The sequence below is a fragment of the Sinorhizobium sp. FG01 genome, assembly GCF_002531875.1.
Lineage (GTDB): Bacteria > Pseudomonadota > Alphaproteobacteria > Rhizobiales > Rhizobiaceae > Sinorhizobium > Sinorhizobium fredii_C.
In genome coordinates this window covers 217,469-235,338 of sequence record NZ_NWTB01000003.1, presented here as the reverse complement: position 1 = coordinate 235,338, position 17,870 = coordinate 217,469, and the positions used below count along the sequence as shown (strand labels likewise).

General features: G+C 63.2%; 15 protein-coding genes. 10 read left to right on the top strand and 5 right to left on the bottom strand.

Going from position 1 to position 17,870, the window contains the following annotated elements; translation table 11 throughout:
* Positions 1–27 precede the first annotated feature (27 nt).
* Positions 28–966 (bottom strand): pseudouridine-5'-phosphate glycosidase, encoded by a 939-nt coding sequence (locus CO656_RS03840; protein WP_097524860.1) that lies wholly within the window; start codon positions 964–966, stop codon positions 28–30.
* Between the two features lie 86 nt (positions 967–1,052).
* Positions 1,053–2,000: a carbohydrate kinase family protein gene (locus CO656_RS03835; protein ID WP_097524859.1), complete on the bottom strand. Its 948-nt coding sequence runs from the start codon at positions 1,998–2,000 to the stop codon at positions 1,053–1,055.
* A gap of 231 nt (positions 2,001–2,231) precedes the next feature.
* Between CO656_RS03835 and recA the strand changes: the two genes are divergently transcribed.
* Entirely contained in the window at positions 2,232–3,317 is a 1,086-nt protein-coding gene (gene recA, locus CO656_RS03830) for a recombinase RecA (protein WP_037424417.1), read from the top strand.
* Positions 3,318–3,542: 225 nt separating this feature from the next.
* Positions 3,543–6,206, top strand: a complete 2,664-nt coding sequence (gene alaS, locus CO656_RS03825) for an alanine--tRNA ligase (protein ID WP_037424469.1) — start codon at positions 3,543–3,545, stop codon at positions 6,204–6,206.
* Positions 6,207–6,254: 48 nt separating this feature from the next.
* Here alaS and CO656_RS03820 read toward each other — a convergent pair whose 3' ends face one another.
* Complete coding sequence (locus tag CO656_RS03820) at positions 6,255–7,913, bottom strand: SulP family inorganic anion transporter (RefSeq protein WP_097524858.1); 1,659 nt, start codon at positions 7,911–7,913, stop codon at positions 6,255–6,257.
* 170 nt (positions 7,914–8,083) lie between these two features.
* Between CO656_RS03820 and CO656_RS03815 the strand changes: the two genes are divergently transcribed.
* Entirely contained in the window at positions 8,084–8,932 is an 849-nt protein-coding gene (locus CO656_RS03815; protein ID WP_097524857.1) for an AraC family transcriptional regulator, read from the top strand.
* Between the two features lie 84 nt (positions 8,933–9,016).
* On the opposite strand, the gene CO656_RS03810 is transcribed toward CO656_RS03815, so the two are convergent.
* Positions 9,017–10,231: an NADP-dependent isocitrate dehydrogenase gene (locus tag CO656_RS03810; RefSeq protein WP_037424426.1), complete on the bottom strand. Its 1,215-nt coding sequence runs from the start codon at positions 10,229–10,231 to the stop codon at positions 9,017–9,019.
* A 205-nt stretch (positions 10,232–10,436) separates the two neighbouring features.
* On the opposite strand from CO656_RS03810, the gene CO656_RS03805 reads away from it, so the two are divergent.
* Positions 10,437–11,264, top strand: coding sequence for an RNA methyltransferase (locus tag CO656_RS03805; RefSeq protein ID WP_097524856.1), 828 nt, complete (start codon positions 10,437–10,439; stop codon positions 11,262–11,264).
* Positions 11,251–12,054, top strand: a complete 804-nt coding sequence (murI, locus tag CO656_RS03800; RefSeq protein ID WP_097524855.1) for a glutamate racemase — start codon at positions 11,251–11,253, stop codon at positions 12,052–12,054. Before CO656_RS03805 ends, murI begins: the two co-directional genes overlap by 14 nt.
* Positions 12,055–12,057: 3 nt before the next feature.
* On the opposite strand, the gene CO656_RS29585 is transcribed toward murI, so the two are convergent.
* Complete coding sequence (locus CO656_RS29585) at positions 12,058–12,234, bottom strand: hypothetical protein (RefSeq protein ID WP_103452593.1); 177 nt, start codon at positions 12,232–12,234, stop codon at positions 12,058–12,060.
* A gap of 236 nt (positions 12,235–12,470) precedes the next feature.
* Between CO656_RS29585 and CO656_RS03795 the strand changes: the two genes are divergently transcribed.
* The 5 genes from CO656_RS03795 to CO656_RS03775 all read left to right on the top strand — a co-directional run bounded on the left by CO656_RS03795 (position 12,471) and on the right by CO656_RS03775 (position 17,828).
* Positions 12,471–13,985, top strand: coding sequence for an ATP-binding protein (locus CO656_RS03795; RefSeq protein ID WP_097524854.1), 1,515 nt, complete (start codon positions 12,471–12,473; stop codon positions 13,983–13,985).
* Between the two features lie 255 nt (positions 13,986–14,240).
* On the top strand, positions 14,241–14,858 hold the full coding sequence (rpsD, locus tag CO656_RS03790; protein WP_018239866.1) for a 30S ribosomal protein S4: 618 nt from the start codon (positions 14,241–14,243) through the stop codon (positions 14,856–14,858).
* A 94-nt stretch (positions 14,859–14,952) separates the two neighbouring features.
* Positions 14,953–15,900, top strand: a complete 948-nt coding sequence (locus tag CO656_RS03785; RefSeq protein ID WP_097524853.1) for a glutaminase — start codon at positions 14,953–14,955, stop codon at positions 15,898–15,900.
* 246 nt (positions 15,901–16,146) lie between these two features.
* Positions 16,147–17,007: a tRNA 2-thiocytidine(32) synthetase TtcA gene (gene ttcA / locus CO656_RS03780; protein WP_234819702.1), complete on the top strand. Its 861-nt coding sequence runs from the start codon at positions 16,147–16,149 to the stop codon at positions 17,005–17,007.
* Positions 17,004–17,828: an inositol monophosphatase gene (locus tag CO656_RS03775; RefSeq protein WP_097524851.1), complete on the top strand. Its 825-nt coding sequence runs from the start codon at positions 17,004–17,006 to the stop codon at positions 17,826–17,828. Before ttcA ends, CO656_RS03775 begins: the two co-directional genes overlap by 4 nt.
* Positions 17,829–17,870: the final 42 nt, after the last annotated feature.

Sequence of the window (17,870 nt, the reverse complement as noted above, 5' to 3'; positions counted from 1 at the left end):
GGCGGCGGGCGCAAAGTCCTTCTACTTCTACTTCGCCCCGCCTGCCGCCAATGCGACGGCGATCTCGGCGGCGAGGCGCGCGTTGTTCTCGACGAGCGCAATATTGGTCTCGAGGCTCCGGCCCTCGGTCATATGAAAGAGATTGTCGAGCAGATAGGGTGTCACCGCCTTGCCGGTAATCTCGTCGCTCGCCGCATTGTCCAGAGCACGCGCGATGTAGATTTCCATCTCCTCCCGCGGAATCTGGCTTTCCTCCGGGACAGGATTGGCGACCAGCATGCCGCCATCGACGCCGAGCAGTTCGCGCATCCGCTGGAAATTCGCGATAGCCGCTGGGCTGTTCAGCATCAGCGGGCTCCGGATGCCGGAATCGCGCGACCAGAAGGCGGGGAAGGTTTCGCTGTCATAGGTGACGACCGGGACGCCCCTGGTTTCCAGCACTTCCAGCGTCTTCGGAATGTCGAGGATGGCCTTCGCGCCGGCGCAAACGACGATGACGCCGGTTCGGGCGAGTTCGTCCAGATCGGCGGAAATGTCGAAACTCTGTTCCGCGCCGCGATGGACGCCGCCGATGCCGCCGGTCGCAAAGACGCTGATGCCGGCCCGCGCCGCCGCGATCATCGTTGCGGCGACTGTCGTGGCGCCGGTACGGCGCTCGGCGAGGGCGAAGGCGAGGTCGGCGCGCGACAGCTTCATTGCGCCCTCGGTTTTCGCAAGAGCCTCAAGCTTCGCGTCATCGAGGCCGATATGAAGGACGCCGTGGATCACCGCGATCGTGGCAGGGATGGCTCCTTGGTCGCGGATGATCGCTTCGACGCTGCGCGCCATTTCGAGATTGCCCGGATAGGGCATGCCATGCGTGATGATCGTCGATTCCAGCGCCACGATGGGCGCGCCGCGCGCCTTGGCGGCGGCGACTTCATCGGAATACTCGATGGGCAGGAAAGGCGAGGAGGATTTTGTCATGGTCTTTCGCTTCTGATGAGGGGAGCGTCAGGCGGGCGGGAGTCGTCATGCATTTCCGCCTTCCGCCCGGAATTCGGCTGCGGACTTCATGACAGCATTTGGGGCTCCGGCACAAGGGCCAGCACCCGCGCGAGATTGTCCGCCGACATCTCCTCGGCGGCGGCTAGCGGCGAGTGGAGCGTCAGGACGGCGGCGGCGATGCCGCGCCGGAGGCAGCCGGCGAGATCGAAGCCGGCAAGCCGGGCAGCGAGAAAGCCCGATGCCAGCGCGTCGCCGGCGCCTGTCACGTCTGCAAGTGCGGGCAGGGCAGGCGGGATGGCCAGGCAGGCGCCTTCCCGGTCGAAGGCAACCGCTGCTTTGCCGCCGCGGGTGACGGCGCCGCCGGCAAGGCCTGCAGACCGCAGCAGTGACGGCCATTCCTCTACGTCGGCGGCCTCGGCGCCGGTCAGCGCCCGCGCCTCCGCCTCGTTCATGAAGAGGAAGTCGAGGCCGGTCAGGCTTTGGCGGTACCGGACCACCTTGGCCGGGGAAACGGCGATGCCGGCAAGAATGCGGTGCGGTCCCGCCGTCGCATCGACCAGCGCCGTCAGCGTCTCTTGAGGCAGGTTGGCGTCCATGAGCACGAGATCGCTCGACGCGAGGATTTCGCGCGTCGCACGCTGCTGCAGCCGGCGTGGCGAGAACGAGCCGTAGAGATCCATGTCGGCAAGGGCGATCACCAGATTGCCGTCCTTTTCGAGGATTGCCGTATAGCTCGGCGTCTTGCGATCAAGAAAGATGAATGGGCAATCGATGACGCCGGCAGCGGCGGCCGCGGCGGCCACCAGATCACCGGCCGGATCGCCGCCGCGCGGGCTGATCATCCGCACCCGGTGGCCGAGACGCGCGAGATTCCTGGCGGCGTTGAAGCCGCCGCCTCCCGCCTCCTCGAACCAGGTTCCGGGATTACTCGCTCCAGGCACCGTCGTGCCGCTGATACGGCCGCGCCGGTCGACATGGGCGCCGCCCAGAACGGTGATTTCCCGCTTCGTCATTCGAACACCTCTATCGGCGAATCGGCGCTATGGCGAGAAGCCCGTGCGAACTGCCGCGCAGCCTGTGGAAATGCGCTACAATAGCCCGTGAACAGGAATCGAACACTCACAAGATACCTATTTTGATTCAGGGACTTGAAGTGCCATTGCCAAAATAGAACAAAGCATGTACAAAATCTCCTGCGGCGGCTTCATTGCCTCGATAGCTCCAATAACCTAAAGGTGGACCCAATGGCACAAAACTCTTTGCGGCTCGTAGAGGACAAATCGGTGGACAAAAGCAAGGCACTTGAAGCGGCTCTTTCCCAGATCGAACGTTCGTTCGGCAAGGGATCGATCATGAAGCTCGGATCGAAGGACAGCGTCGTCGAGATCGAAACCGTCTCGACCGGGTCGCTCGGCCTCGATATCGCGCTCGGCATCGGCGGCCTGCCGAAAGGCCGCATCATCGAGATTTACGGACCGGAAAGCTCGGGCAAGACGACCTTGGCGCTGCAGACCGTTGCCGAGGCGCAGAAGAAGGGCGGCATCTGCGCCTTCGTCGACGCCGAACACGCGCTCGATCCGGTCTATGCGCGCAAGCTCGGCGTCGACCTCGAAAACCTCTTGATCTCGCAGCCGGACACCGGCGAGCAGGCCCTCGAAATCACCGACACGCTGGTTCGCTCCGGCGCGATCGACGTCCTTGTCGTCGACTCGGTGGCCGCGCTTGTGCCGCGTGCCGAAATCGAAGGCGAGATGGGCGACAGTCTGCCGGGCATGCAGGCCCGCCTGATGAGCCAGGCGCTGCGCAAGCTGACCGCGTCGATCTCCAAGTCCAACTGCATGGTGATCTTCATCAACCAGATCCGCATGAAGATCGGCGTGATGTTCGGCTCGCCGGAAACGACGACGGGCGGCAACGCACTGAAGTTCTACGCGTCGGTCCGCCTCGACATCCGCCGCATCGGCTCGGTCAAGGAGCGCGAGGAAGTCGTCGGCAACCAGACCCGCGTCAAGGTTGTCAAGAACAAGATGGCGCCGCCCTTCAAGCAGGTGGAGTTCGACATCATGTATGGCGAAGGCGTTTCCAAGACCGGCGAACTGATCGACCTCGGCGTCAAGGCCGGCATTGTCGAGAAGTCCGGCGCCTGGTTCTCCTACAACAGCCAGCGCCTGGGGCAGGGGCGTGAAAATGCCAAGCTGTTCCTGCGCGACAATCCCGATCTCGCTCGAGAAATCGAGATGGCCTTGCGGCAGAACGCCGGGCTGATTGCCGACCGGTTCCTGGAAAATGGCGGGCCGGAGAGCGAAGGCGACGAAGCGGCCGACATGTAAGAGCCAAACTTCAGTTTGCATGCCATCAACCGGCCGTCGATCAGATCGGCCGGTTTTTGCTGCCGTCTGGACAGCATGATATGCGGAAGATAAAAGCCTGTGGTTCCGGTGACGGCGTCATCGGCGAGGCGGCTATGCGTGGTAGACGCGGGGTTGAAGGAAAACGGCGCAAGGCGCGGAAAACGCGTGGGGTTGCAGCCGGCATGTGCACAGATAGGACGCAAGATGAGCGGCGTGAATGAAATCCGGTCGATGTTTCTCGACTATTTCCGCAAGAACGGTCACGAAATCGTGCCGTCGAGCCCTCTGGTGCCGCGCAACGACCCGACCCTGATGTTCACCAATGCCGGCATGGTGCAGTTCAAGAACGTCTTCACCGGTCTCGAGCAGCGGCCCTATTCGACCGCGGCGACGGCGCAGAAATGCGTGCGCGCCGGCGGCAAGCACAACGACCTCGACAATGTCGGCTACACGGCCCGGCACCACACTTTCTTCGAGATGCTCGGCAACTTCTCCTTCGGCGACTATTTCAAGGAACGGGCGATCGAGCTCGCCTGGAGCCTGATCACCAAGGAATACGGGCTCGACGCCAAGCGCCTGCTCGTCACTGTCTACCATACCGACGACGAGGCATTTGACCTCTGGAAGAAGATCGCCGGCCTCAGCGACGAGCGCATCATTCGCATTCCGACCAGCGACAATTTCTGGGCGATGGGCGATACCGGCCCCTGCGGTCCCTGCTCGGAAATCTTTTATGACCACGGCGAGCAGATCTGGGGCGGCCCGCCCGGCTCGGCCGAGGAAGACGGCGACCGCTTCATCGAGATCTGGAACCTCGTCTTCATGCAATACGAGCAGGTCACCAAGGAAGAGCGGGTCAACCTGCCGCGGCCGTCGATCGACACTGGCATGGGTCTCGAGCGCGTCGCCGCCGTGCTGCAGGGCCAGCACGACAATTACGACATCGATCTGTTCCGCGCCCTGATCGCAGCCTCCGAGGAGGCGACCGGCGTCAAGGCGGAGGGTGACCGCCGCGCGAGCCACCGCGTCATCGCCGACCACCTGCGTTCCTCCGCTTTCCTGATCGCCGACGGCGTGCTGCCTTCCAACGAAGGCCGTGGCTATGTGCTGCGCCGCATCATGCGCCGCGCCATGCGCCATGCGCAGCTGCTTGGCGCGCAGGAGCCGCTGATGTGGAAGCTGCTGCCGGCGCTTGTCGGCCAGATGGGCCGCGCCTATCCGGAACTGGTCCGGGCCGAGGCGCTGATTTCCGAAACGCTGAAGCTCGAAGAGACGCGCTTCCGCAAGACGCTCGAGCGAGGCCTGAACCTTTTGGCGGATGCTTCGGCGGGCCTTTCGGAAGGCGACCGGTTCGACGGCGAAACGGCCTTCAAGCTCTACGACACCTACGGCTTCCCGCTCGACCTGACCCAGGACGCGCTGCGGGCCAAGGGCATCACCGTCGACACGGATGCGTTTTCCACCGCCATGCAGCGACAGAAGGCCGAAGCCCGCGCCAACTGGGCCGGTTCCGGCGAAGCGGCCACCGAGACGATCTGGTTCGAGCTCAAGGAAAAGCACGGCGCCACCGACTTCCTCGGCTACGACACGGAATCGGCTGAGGGTGTGATCCAGGCGATCGTCCGCGACGGTGCGGTCGTCGAGTCCGCCACCAAGGGCGAGACCGTCCAGCTGATCCTGAACCAGACGCCCTTCTACGGGGAATCCGGCGGCCAGATGGGTGACACGGGCGTCATTGCCACCGAAACGGGCAAGCTTGCGGTTACCGACACGCAGAAGCGCGGCGAAGGGCTATTCGTCCATTACGGAACCGTCTCGGAAGGCATCATCAAAAGGGGCGAGGCAGCCGCGCTTACCGTCGACCATGCCCGCCGTTCGCGCCTGCGCGCCAACCATTCGGCAACCCACCTGCTGCATGAGGCGCTGCGCGAGGTGCTTGGCACGCACGTGGCGCAAAAGGGCTCGCTCGTCGCCCCCGAGCGGCTGCGCTTCGACGTTTCGCATCCGAAACCGATGTCGGCCGAGGAGCTGAAGGTCGTCGAGGAAATGGCCAACGAGATCATCGTTCAGAACACGCCGGTGACCACGAGGCTAATGAGCGTCGACGATGCCATCGCCGAGGGTGCCATGGCGCTCTTCGGCGAAAAATACGGGGACGAGGTCCGAGTCGTGTCGATGGGCCAGGGCATTCGCGGCTCGAAGGCCGGAAAACCCTATTCGGTCGAGCTCTGCGGCGGCACGCACGTCTCCGCAACCGGCGACATCGGCCTTGTGCGCGTTGTCTCGGAAAGTGCCGTCGGCGCCGGCGTGCGCCGTATCGAGGCGCTGACCGGCGAAGCCGCGCGAGCCTACCTCAACGAACAGGATGAGCGCGTCAAGACGCTGGCATCGGCCCTGAAGGTCCAGCCCGCGGACGTCCTCGGGCGGGTCGAGGCGCTGCTCGACGAGCGGCGCAAGCTTGAACGCGAACTCACCGAGGCGAAGAAGAAGCTCGCCCTCGTCGGTGACGGCCAGAACGGCTCGGGCGACGCGGCCCGCGAGATCGGCGGCGTCCGCTTCCTCGGCAAGGTCATTTCCGGCGTCGAGCCGAAGGATCTGAAAAGCCTTGCCGACGATGGCAAGAAGACGCTCGGTTCCGGCGTCGTCGCCTTCGTCGGCGTCTCGGGTGACGGCAAGGCGAGTGCGGTCGTGGCCGTCACCGACGACCTGACGTCCAAAGTTAGCGCCATCGATCTGGTGCGCGTCGCCTCGGCTGCGCTCGGCGGCAAGGGTGGCGGTGGGCGGCCGGACATGGCCCAGGCGGGCGGCCCGGACGGCGGACGCGCCGCCGAGGCGATCGAGGCGGTCGCCGTCGCGCTCGCCGGTTGAACGGCGCTGGTGCGGAAAGACGGAGAAAAGGGCGCTGCACGCCCTTTTTCATGCGCTCTTTTCGCCGCGGATGGTCTCGAGCGCCGCCGGGATCGAGCCGCGCATCAAGACACGCGGTGGACGCACGTGGTGTTGATAGAGGGCGCGGCGAACCTGCGTATTGGCGCCAACGATGATGAAGCGCACGCCGAGCCTCTCCGCCTTGCGCAACGTCCCTTCGATGATGTTGGCGGCGGTCGAATCCATGAAGGGAACTTCGGAGCAGTCGAGAATGAAGTTTCGGCGCTGATCGGCGATCCGATCGAGCACCGCTGCAACGGTGGCTGCCGAGCCGAAGAAGAAGATGCCTGTAATCCGATAGATCACCGTTTCCGGATCATCGCCAATGACCGGGTGCTCTTCGTCGCGATTTCCCGATTGCAGCAGCTCAAGCGGCTTCATTTCACCGACTGAGATGCCTTTCGCCATTCGATTGATGAACAGGAGGGCGCCGAGCGCCACACCGATCACTATCCCCTCTGTCAGTTCGCGAAAGACAACGATGAAAAAGGTGGCCAGCAGCACGACAGCATCACCGTAGGACGACCTCAAGAGCGCCATGAAGGCCGGCTTTTCGATCATGTTCCAGGCGACGACGGCAAGCACGCCAGCGAGGGAAGCGAGCGGGATATAGCTTGCTAGCGGTGCGGCAAGCAGCATGAAGAGAAGGAGAAAGACTGAATGCAGCATGCCGGAAACGGGGCTAGTGCCTCCGGCGCGAACATTGGTTGCGGTGCGGGCAATGGTGCCGGTGACGCAGATGCCGCCGAAGAGCGCCGAACACAGATTGGCTATCCCCTGGGCAATCAACTCCATGCTGGATCGATGTCTGCGTCCCGTCATGCCATCAGCGACAACGGCCGAAAGCAGTGACTCGATCGCGCCGAGAAGAGCCAACGAGACCGCATCCGGGAACACCGCAACGGCTTTCTCAAGGGAGAAAGGCGGCAAGGTCGGAAGCGGCAGTCCGCGCGGAATACCGCCGAAGCGAGTGCCGATCGTGTCCGTCGGCAGGTGCAGGACGGCGACGAGGACCGATGCGGCGCCGACGGCGATGAGCATTCCGGGCCAATGCGGCCGCAACCGGCGCAGCGCGAGAATGATGCCGACGGTCAGGGTGGCGGTCAGCACCGCGGCCCGATTGACCGTATCGGCGGACCGGCCGAGTGCCGCGATCTTTTCAACAATCGGCCCCGGTTCGCTGCCTGGTAACGTCAGCCCGAAAAGGTCGCGCAACTGGCTGGCAAAGATGATCACAGCAATCCCGGCCGTGAAGCCGACCGTGACGGGGTAGGGGATGAACTTGATGTACTGTCCGAGGCGCAAGTAGCCGGCCGCAACGAGCATGAGGCCGGCCATCGCAGTCGCAAGCAACAGGCCGTCGATACCATGCCGGGCGCCGGTCGCAGCGACGAGAACGATGAAGGCACCCGCCGGACCGCCAATCTGGACCCGGCTGCCGCCGAGGAGCGAAACGAGAAATCCGCCGACGATTGCGGTATAGAGCCCGCGATCGGGTGTTACGCCGGAGGCGATCGCAATGGCCATTGAAAGCGGTAGGGCGACGATGGCGACGGTCAGGCCGGCCAAAGCGTCCGCTTTCAGCCTGGCGCGGCCGTATCCCTCGGCGATCACGCTGACAGTTTTTGGGATAAGAGAATCGGGCATCGGCGAAACTTTCGAGATCCGTCACGTTTGCTGGATGGTACGTGCCGGGCATTCTCAGCCTATCTGAGTCGCCATGCCGCACAAGCTGAGCGGGCAGCATTCAGGTCAGCAGGATTCGTCAATTCGATCTGTGGTTTGAACGTGGTCGAGCGAAGCGCGAAAGGTTCGATATGGCGGGCGGTGCATGGGCGACATATGAGAGGCGGCTTCACCACGTCTCGGCCTATATCTACGGGCATCTCGATGAAGAGCTGAATCTCGACCGGCTGTCGGAGATCGCCTGTCTTTCGCCGCACCATTGGCACCGCATCTACAGGGCGGTGCATGGCGTAACCTTGGCGGCGACCGTCAAGCGATTGCGGCTGCAACGGGCAGCGGCAGAACTTGTCCAGACCGGTCTTTCAGTCGAAGCGATCGCGCGACGCTCTGGCTACCCGAATGTTCAATCCTTCAACCGCACCTTCAGGGCCGTCTATGGTCTTCCGCCGGCGCGCTACAGGAAGGAGGGGAGCCACAAGGCCTTTGAAACCGCTTCCATGGAAGGAAATGCTGTCATGTACGATGTTGACTTGAGGACCATAGAGCCTCTGACCCTGGCGGGTGTTGCCCATTCTGGTTCCTATATGGGCATCGGAGAAGCGTTCGAAACGCTTTACGCCACCCTCTTCGCGCGGAACCTGTTTCGGCCGGACATGGAGATGATCGGAATCTACCTGGATGACCCGGAACTGGTGGAGACGGACAAGCTCCGATCGTTCGCCTGCGTGACGGCCAACGGCGAGCAGGCGGCCGAGGCGCCGCTTACGCCGCAAGGAATTGACGGCGGGCACTATGCCGTGCTGCGGCACAAGGGCCCCTATGCCGACATGCCAAAGGCCTATCAATGGCTCTATGGGACTTGGCTGCCGAATTCCGGCCGCGAGATCCGCGACAGCGTCATGTTCGAGAAGTATCTGAACAACCCGCGCGAAGTGGCCCCGACCGAGCTGCTTACGGAAATCTATCTGCCGCTCAAGTGACTTGGCCCCGTTTCACTTCGACGCTTCAAACAAGAAACCCGGCACAAGGCCGGGTTTTGTAGTTGTGGCTGTCGGGCTGGCCGCCTAAGCGGCCATTGCTTTCTTGAGGTTCTCGTCGATCTTGTCGAGGAAGCCGGTGGTCGAGAGCCACGGCTGGTCGGGACCGATCAGCAGCGCCAGGTCCTTGGTCATGAAGCCGGCCTCGACCGTCTCGACGCAGACGCGCTCCAGCGTCTCGGAGAACTTCGCCAGTTCGGCATTGCCGTCGAGCTTGGCGCGGTGCGCCAGACCGCGGGTCCAGGCGAAGATCGAGGCGATCGAGTTGGTCGAGGTTTCCTCGCCCTTCTGGTGCTGGCGGTAGTGGCGGGTCACCGTGCCGTGCGCGGCTTCCGCTTCGACCGTCTTGCCGTCCGGGGTCATCAGCACCGAGGTCATCAGGCCGAGCGAGCCGAAGCCCTGGGCGACGATGTCCGACTGCACGTCGCCGTCATAGTTCTTGCAGGCCCAGACGTAGCCGCCGGACCACTTGAGCGCCGAGGCGACCATGTCGTCGATCAGGCGGTGTTCGTACCAGAGCTTGGCGGCCTTGAACTCTTCGGCGAATTCCTCGTCGAACACCTTCTGGAAGATGTCCTTGAAGCGGCCGTCATAGGCTTTCAGGATAGTGTTCTTGGTCGAGAGATAGACCGGCACCTTGCGCTGCAGGCCGTAGTTGAACGAGGCGCGGGCGAATTCGGTGATCGATTCGTCGAGGTTGTACATCGCCATCGCAACGCCGGCGCCGGGGGCCTCATAGACGTCGTGTTCGATCGTCTGGCCGTCGTCGCCGACGAACTTGATCGACAGCTTGCCCTTGCCCGGGAACTTGAAGTCGGTGGCGCGATACTGGTCGCCGAAGGCGTGGCGGCCGACGATGATCGGTTTGGTCCAGCCGGGGACGAGGCGCGGGACGTTCTTGCAGATGATCGGTTCGCGGAAGATGACGCCGCCGAGGATATTGCGGATCGTGCCGTTCGGCGACTTCCACATTTTCTTCAGGTTGAATTCCTCGACGCGTGCTTCATCCGGCGTGATCGTTGCGCACTTGACGCCGACGCCGTGCTTCTTGATGGCGTTCGCGGCATCGATCGTCACCTGGTCTTCGGTCGCATCGCGGTTTTCGACGCTGAGGTCGTAATATTCCAGATCGAGGTCGAGATAGGGATGGATCAGCTTGTCCTTGATGAACTGCCAGATGATGCGGGTCATCTCATCGCCGTCGAGCTCGACGACCGGATTGGCGACCTTGATCTTTGCCATGAATATGCCTCGTGCTTTCTGAGACGCCGTGGCCGACGCCCCTCCGGTGGAAAAATCCACAGCCCTATAGCACTGTGGACCGGCAAGGCAAAGCATAGTTGGCCGAAACTTTGGGTCAGCAAAGGCGTCGCCGACTTTGGTGTCCCGGCTTTAATTTCCAAGGTTTTTGTGCGAGGGAAGCGGCGAATAGAGGCAAGGTATCATAATGGCAGGCACGAACAGCGAGCGCGAACTCTTGACGGAGGGGCCGGCGATCATTCTCGCTTACCCTCAGCTGGGCGAGAACATCGGCATGGTTGCTCGCGCCATGGCGAATTTCGGGCTTTCGGAACTGCGTCTCGTCAATCCGCGCGACGGTTGGCCGAGTGAGAAGGCGCGCTCGGCGGCGAGCCGAGCCGATCATGTGATCGACGGGGCCAAACTCTATAACACGCTAGAGGAGGCAATCGCCGACCTCAACTTCGTCTACGCCACCACAGCCCGCGATCGGGATGGCTACAAGCCGGTGCGTTCGCCGATCGTTGCCGCCCGCTCGCTCCGCCAGCGCTTCAAGGTCGGGGAGGCGGTCGGCATCATCTTCGGCCGCGAGCGTACCGGACTGACCAATGAGGAGGTGGCGCTCGCAGACGAGATTGTAACCTTCCCCGTCAATCCCGCCTTCGCCTCGCTCAATCTTGCCCAGGCCGTGCTGCTGATGTCCTATGAGTGGATGAAGACCGGCATGGAGTCCGAGGAGGAGACCTCGTTCCAGGCGATCGAGCAGCGGCCGGCCACGAAGGAACATCTTCAGGGGCTGTTCGAACATCTCGAGGGGGCGCTCGAGGCGCGCAATTACTTTCGCTCCGCCGATAAAAAGCCGAAATTGGTGGAAAATCTCCGCGCTGTTCTGACGAGGCCTTCCTTCAGCGAATCCGAAATCCAGGTGCTGCGCGGCGTCATCTCATCGCTCGACCGCTTCACGCGCGAAAACCCGCGCGGCTCGGGCGCACCGGTCGGAGGCAGGAAGGGGCAAGGCGGCGGTGACGACGACTGAGCTCAAACCCATTCTCATCTTCGACAGCGGCATCGGCGGTCTGACGGTGCTGCGCGAGGCGCGCGTGCTGATGCCGGAGCGGCACTTCATCTATGTCGCCGACGATGCCGGCTTTCCCTATGGCGGATGGGAGGAGGGGGCGCTAAAGGTGCGGGTGATCGCGCTCTTTGGCGACTTGCTCAGAGAGCACGATCCGGAAATCTGCGTCATCGCCTGCAATACCGCCTTCACACTGGTCGGAGCGGATTTGCGCGCCGCCTATCCGCAAATGACCTTCGTCGGCACGGTGCCGGCGATCAAGCCGGCGGCCGAGCGGACGCGTTCGGGACTGGTCTCGGTTCTGGCAACGCCCGGAACGGTGAAGCGCGCCTATACGCGCGATCTCATCCAATCCTTCGCCTCGCAGTGCCATGTGCGCTTGGTCGGTTCGGAGAACCTGGCACGCATGTCGGAAGCCTATATCCGCGGCGACAAGCTGGAGGACGAGGCGGTGCTGGCGGAGATCGCCCCCTGCTTTGTCGAAATGGACGATCGGAAGACCGACATCGTCGTGCTCGCCTGCACGCATTATCCGTTCATGGCGAACGTCTTCCGGCGGCTGGCGCCCTGGCCGGTCGACTGGCTGGATCCGGCCGAGGCAATCGCGCGGCGGGCGCGTTCGCTCGTGCCGTTGCCGAACGGTTTCGAACCGTTGAACGGCGAGGATCCGGCGATCTTCACCTCCGGCAGGCCCGATTTCGCCACGCGGCGGCTGATGCAGGGCTTTGGGCTCACCATGCGTTCCGCATGAGCGTCAGAACGCCGTCGGCAGGATGAAGGCGGCGGCCGCCAGCACGATCGCAATCGCAAGGGCAAGGCTGATCCACGAGCGCCGCGCTTCCGCCGGCGAAATGACGCGATAGGGGGTCTTGCCCGCCTCGCGCAATTGCTTGTCGAACTGAAAGTGGTTCTCGGTGTCGTATTGGGACATCAGCTTCCTTGCATCCTGTCTGGGACTATCATCAGGCGACTCCAGTGAATAGGAGGGGATCTGCCCGCTTTCAACTTTTGCGATCTTTTTCCAGGGAACCAATTTTTGCTGGGTCGCACGCGTATTCCTGTGAGTTGTTTGAAGAGCGGCCCTGACCGGAGCCAAAACCGTGCTAGGTGTCGCTGGTTTTGGCGCTCCCGGCGGATCGCGAATCAATTCGTGACGAAGAGGTGGGAATGAAAGTCGGCATCGACATGGGAACGACGTCCGAAGGGACTTCGGCCTCGCTCGATATCGAAGAGCTTCTGGCGACGCGACTCCTGGTGCAGGGCAATTCAGGCTCGGGCAAGTCGCATCTGTTGCGCCGGCTGCTTGAGCAGTCCGCCCCTTGGGTGCAGCAGTGCATCATCGACCCAGAAGGCGATTTCGTGACCCTTGCCGACAAGTTCGGTCATGTGGTGATCGAGGGCGAGCGGACGGATGCGGAATTGATCGGCATCGCCACGCGCATCCGCCAGCACCGCGTCTCGTGCGTCCTTTCGCTCGAGGGACTCGACATTGAGCAGCAGATGCGCAGCGCCGGCGTGTTCCTGAACGCGATGTTCGATGCGGATCGCGACTATTGGTATCCCGTCCTGGTCGTCGTCGACGAGGCGCAGATGTTCGCGCCCTCGGTCGGTGGCGACGTTTCGGAAGAGGCGCGCAAGGTGTCGCTCGGGGCGATGACCAACCTGATGTGCCGCGGCCGTAAGCGCGGACTGGCCGGCGTGATTGCCACCCAGCGCCTGGCGAAGCTTGCCAAAAACGTCGCGGCGGAAGCGTCGAACTTCCTGATGGGGCGCACCTTCCTCGATATCGACATGCAGCGCGCCGCCGACCTGCTCGGCATGGACCGTCGCACGGCCGAAATGTTCCGCGACCTGAAGCGTGGCTCCTTCGTAGCGCTCGGCCCGGCGCTTTCCCGCCGGCCGCTGAAGGTGACGATCGGATCGGTCGAGACGTCGGCGCGCTCGACGAGCCCGAAGCTGATGCCGCTGCCGGAGGCGCCGCAGGACGTCGAGGACCTGATCTTCACGCCCGATCCGGAAGAATTGAGCCGACCCATTGTCCGACGTGCGGCGCCCCAGCCGCGGCCCGCCAGCGATATTCTCGCGGAACTGTCGCGGCCGCGGCCGGAATCTCAGACACCGGTCGAGGCGAAACCCGCCCAGCCGGAACTCTCCGCCGAGGAGCGGGAGGCGTTGATCGATGGCGTGTTCGCCGAGATTCTTGCAAACCCGGAAGCGGCGTTCCGGCCTGACGCCGAGCTGTACCAGGATTTCCTGGTTCGCTGCCGCATCCGCCGTGTGCCAGGCTCCGCGCCGTCACTCGGTGTTTTTCGGCGCAAGATGGCCGTGGCGCGCTCGGGGGTGGATCCCGAAACGGCTGCGACTGAAGCCTGGGCATCGGCTCTTGGGCTCGCCGATCGGGTGACGGAGGACCTGCAGGGCGTCTTCCTGATGATGGCGCAGGCGGCCGTGCGTGGCGCTCCCTGTCCTTCTGACGCGATGATCGCGCGTGCTTACGGCACGCATTCCGCCCGGCGGGCGCGACGGTTGCTCGGCTATTTCGAAGAGCAGGGGCTGATCGTCGTGCATGCGGATTTCGCTGGCAAACGAATCGTCGCTTTCCCTGACCTCGGCAAAGAGACCCGTCCGGGTGATGCGAATGCGCCGGATGCCGGCATGTCGGAGCGCGCGGCCGCGGAGTGATTTTTTCGGAACGGGGATTGGCGGAAATCCCTGCGTTTCTTGCGTAAATCCGTTTGACAATTCCCCGCCCAATGCGTAAAGACCCGCCCAACGCCGGGCAGCGATGCCCGGTGTTTCATTTGACATGTCCCGTGGTTTCTCCGGCAGCGTGATCGTGAGAAGCCTGTCAGAACTCCCAAAATGAGTTCAGAGGAGGGCGTGTTTCCTTGATCCGGCTTGGCAACAGACCGGTGTAACCGATTGAAAGGAAATGCGATGAGCAAGCGCGAATCGTCCAAGTATAAAATTGACCGCCGCATGGGCGAGAACATCTGGGGTCGCCCGAAGTCCCCGGTCAACCGCCGCGAATACGGCCCGGGCCAGCACGGTCAGCGCCGCAAGTCGAAGCTTTCCGACTTCGGCGTGCAGCTGCGCGCCAAGCAGAAGCTGAAGGGCTACTACGGCGACATCCGTGAAAAACAGTTCCGTGCGATCTTCGCCGAAGCTTCCCGCCGCAAGGGCGACACCCCGGAAAACCTGATCGGCCTGCTTGAATCGCGCCTCGACGCGATCGTCTACCGCGCCAAGTTCGTTCCGACCGTCTTTGCCGCCCGCCAGTTCGTCAACCATGGCCACGTCAAGGTCAACGGCGTTCGCGTCAACATCGGTTCCTACCGTTGCAAGCCGGGCGACGTCATCGAAGTCAAGGACAAGTCCAAGCAGCTCGTTACGGTTCTCGAATCCGTTCAGCTCGCTGAGCGCGACGTTCCGGACTATATCGAAGCCGATCACAACAAGATGGTCGCGACCTTCGTCCGCGTTCCGGCTCTGACCGACGTTCCCTATCCGGTCGTCATGGAGCCGCACCTGGTCGTCGAATTCTATTCGCGTTAATCCGGGCTCGGCCTCGTGAATTCGAAAACCGCCCGGAGACGGGCGGTTTTTTTGTAGAAAACTGCCGGAGCGACCCAAGATCGAGGAGTGCCGCATGCCGGAGCAGAAAGCGCCTCAGGATCTGCAACAGATCCTCGACGACATCTATCGCGAGCTGACGCCGCGGCTGGGCGAGGGCAAGGTTGCCGACTATATTCCCCAGCTTGCCCGCATAAATCCCCAGCATTTCGGCATGGCGATCGTCACGACGGGCGGTGATGTGCATCGGGTCGGCGATGCGGAAGTGCCGTTCTCGATCCAGAGCATTTCGAAGGTCTTCACGCTGACGCTGGCGCTCGGCAAGCATGGCGAGAATATCTGGCATCGGGTCGGCCGCGAACCCTCCGGGTCGGCCTTCAATTCGATCGTGCAACTCGAACACGAGGGTGGAAAGCCGCGCAACCCCTTCATCAATGCGGGGGCGATCACGATCAGCGACCTGATCCTCGCCGGCCACACGCCGAGGGAACTGATAGGCGAGATCGTGCGCTTCGTCCGTTACTTGGCCGACGACGAGAACATCGTCATCGACCACGAGGTTGCCCGCTCCGAGGCGGCCACCGGCTTCCGCAATTTCGCGCTCGCCAGTTTCATGCGCTCCTTCGGACGGCTCGACCATCCGGTCGAGCATGTGCTCGGCGTCTATTTCCACCACTGCGCGCTCGCCATGACCTGCAGCCAGCTGGCGAAGGCGGGCCTTTTTCTGGCGGCGGGCGGCACCAATCCGTTGACCGGCCATTCCGTCGTATCGCGCCTGCGGGCCCGGCGCATCAATGCGCTGATGCTCACCTGCGGCCACTATGACGGATCCGGTGACTTTGCCTATCGCGTCGGTCTGCCCGGCAAAAGCGGCGTCGGCGGCGGCATCATGGCGGTCGCGCCCGGCAAAGCCTCGATTGCCGTGTGGTCGCCGGGCCTCAACGAGAACGGCAATTCGCTCCTGGGCTCGCTGGCGCTCGAGATGCTCGCGGCGCGTACCGGCTGGTCGGTATTTGGGCCGTGAGCGTCTGAGGGTGCCCCTCATGCCGCTGCCGTGACCTCCGCCCCGCGTGCGGGGAGAGGGCTACGGTGAGGGGCAATCTCGCTGAGGTTGAGGGCTCGATTCCTGCAATTCATTGCGCCGCCGCCCCCTTTTCCCTTGATCTTCGGTGCCAGACCGGGCAAGTGGTTCGGGCCTTTGGGCGGACCTATTGCGCCCTCAGAATCCGAGACTACCGCCATGGAACTCTCACTATCGCCTGAGCGCGAGATGATGGACGCTGCTCCCAATGCGGAAGACGCCGTTCTCGACACCGGTGCTCATCCGCTGTTCGCGCGGATGCCGACCTCCGTCTCCTTCAACAAGCTGAGAAAGCGCCTGCTGCGCCAAGTGCGTCAGGCTTTCGACGACTTCGGCATGCTGAAAGGGTCGAAGCGCTGGCTCGTCGGCGTTTCCGGAGGCAAGGACAGCTACAGCCTCTTGGCGCTGCTGATGGATCTGCAGTGGCGCGGGCTTCTGCCGGTCGAGCTCATTGCCTGCAATCTCGACCAGGGCCAGCCGAACTTTCCGAAACACATCCTGCCGGACTTTCTCGCCTCGATCGGCGTCAGGCACCGGATCGAATATCGCGATACCTATTCGGTCGTGAAGGAGAAGGTGCCGACGGGCGCCACCTATTGCTCGCTCTGTTCCAGGCTGAGGCGCGGCAACCTCTACCGTGTCGCGCGGGAGGAGGGCTGCGATGCCCTGGTGCTCGGGCACCATCGCGAGGACATTCTCGAAACCTTCTTCATGAACCTCTTACATGGCGGCCGCCTGGCGTCGATGCCGGCGAAGCTTCTCAATGACGAGGGCGACCTGACGGTCCTGCGGCCGCTTGCCTATGCGGCCGAGGACGATCTCGCGAAATTCGCCGCAGCGATGGAGTTCCCGATCATCCCGTGCGATCTCTGCGGCTCGCAGGACGGTCTCGAGCGCAATGCCATGAAGGCGATGCTTGCCGACATCGAGCGGCGCATGCCCGGCCGCAAGGACACGATGCTGCGCGCGCTCGGCCATGTGAACCCGTCGCACCTGCTCGATCCAAAGCTGTTCGATTTCCAGTCCCTTTCTTCGGAGCCCACAGAATGAGCCAGTCCGTCGATATCGCCGCCCTTGCCAACCTTTTGCAGGAGGCGGCGGTGAAGGAAATCCTGCCTCGCTTCCGGAATCTGGAATCGGGCGATGTGCGGACGAAGTCCGAGGCGATCGATCTTGTGACGGAAGGCGACGAGGCTGCCGAGAGGCTGATCAAGGCGAAGATCGACGCGATCGCGCCTGGCGCAGTCTTCATCGGGGAAGAGTCGGTCGCGGCCGATCCCGCTCTCCTCGACAAGCTGGCGGATGCCGAGCTTGCCATTGTCGTCGATCCGATCGACGGGACCTTCAACTTTGCCGCCGGCCTGCCGCTCTTCGGGGTGATGGCGAGCGTCGTCGCCAAAGGCGAGACCGTTGCGGGCATCATCTACGATCCGCTCGGCAATGATTGGGTGATTGCCGAGAAAGGTTCCGGCGCTTGGATGTGCCGGCCGAACGGGTCGCAGGAGAGGCTGTCGGTCACGGCCGGCGTGCCGCTTGGCAGCATGGTCGGCGGCGCCTCGACGGCATTCTACCAGGAAGACGACCGCCGGATCGTCATGGGCAATTTGGCCAAGGTGAGGATCGCCACAAGCTACCGCTGCGCCGCGCATGAATACCGCATATTCGCAGCCGGCCATCTGCACTTCCTGATGTACCAGAAGCTCATGCCGTGGGATCACCTTGCCGGCACGCTGGTCGCCGAAGAGGCCGGCGCCTATGCGGCCCGCTTCGACGGATCGCGCTATCTGCCGGCCCACACCAATGGCGGGCTGCTTCTCGCCACCGACAAGGAAAGCTGGGAGGCGCTGCGGCGCGAGGTTTTCACCGTCTGATCAAGGACGTTACAGGCGTCACAATAGAGAAAGCCCGCCCCG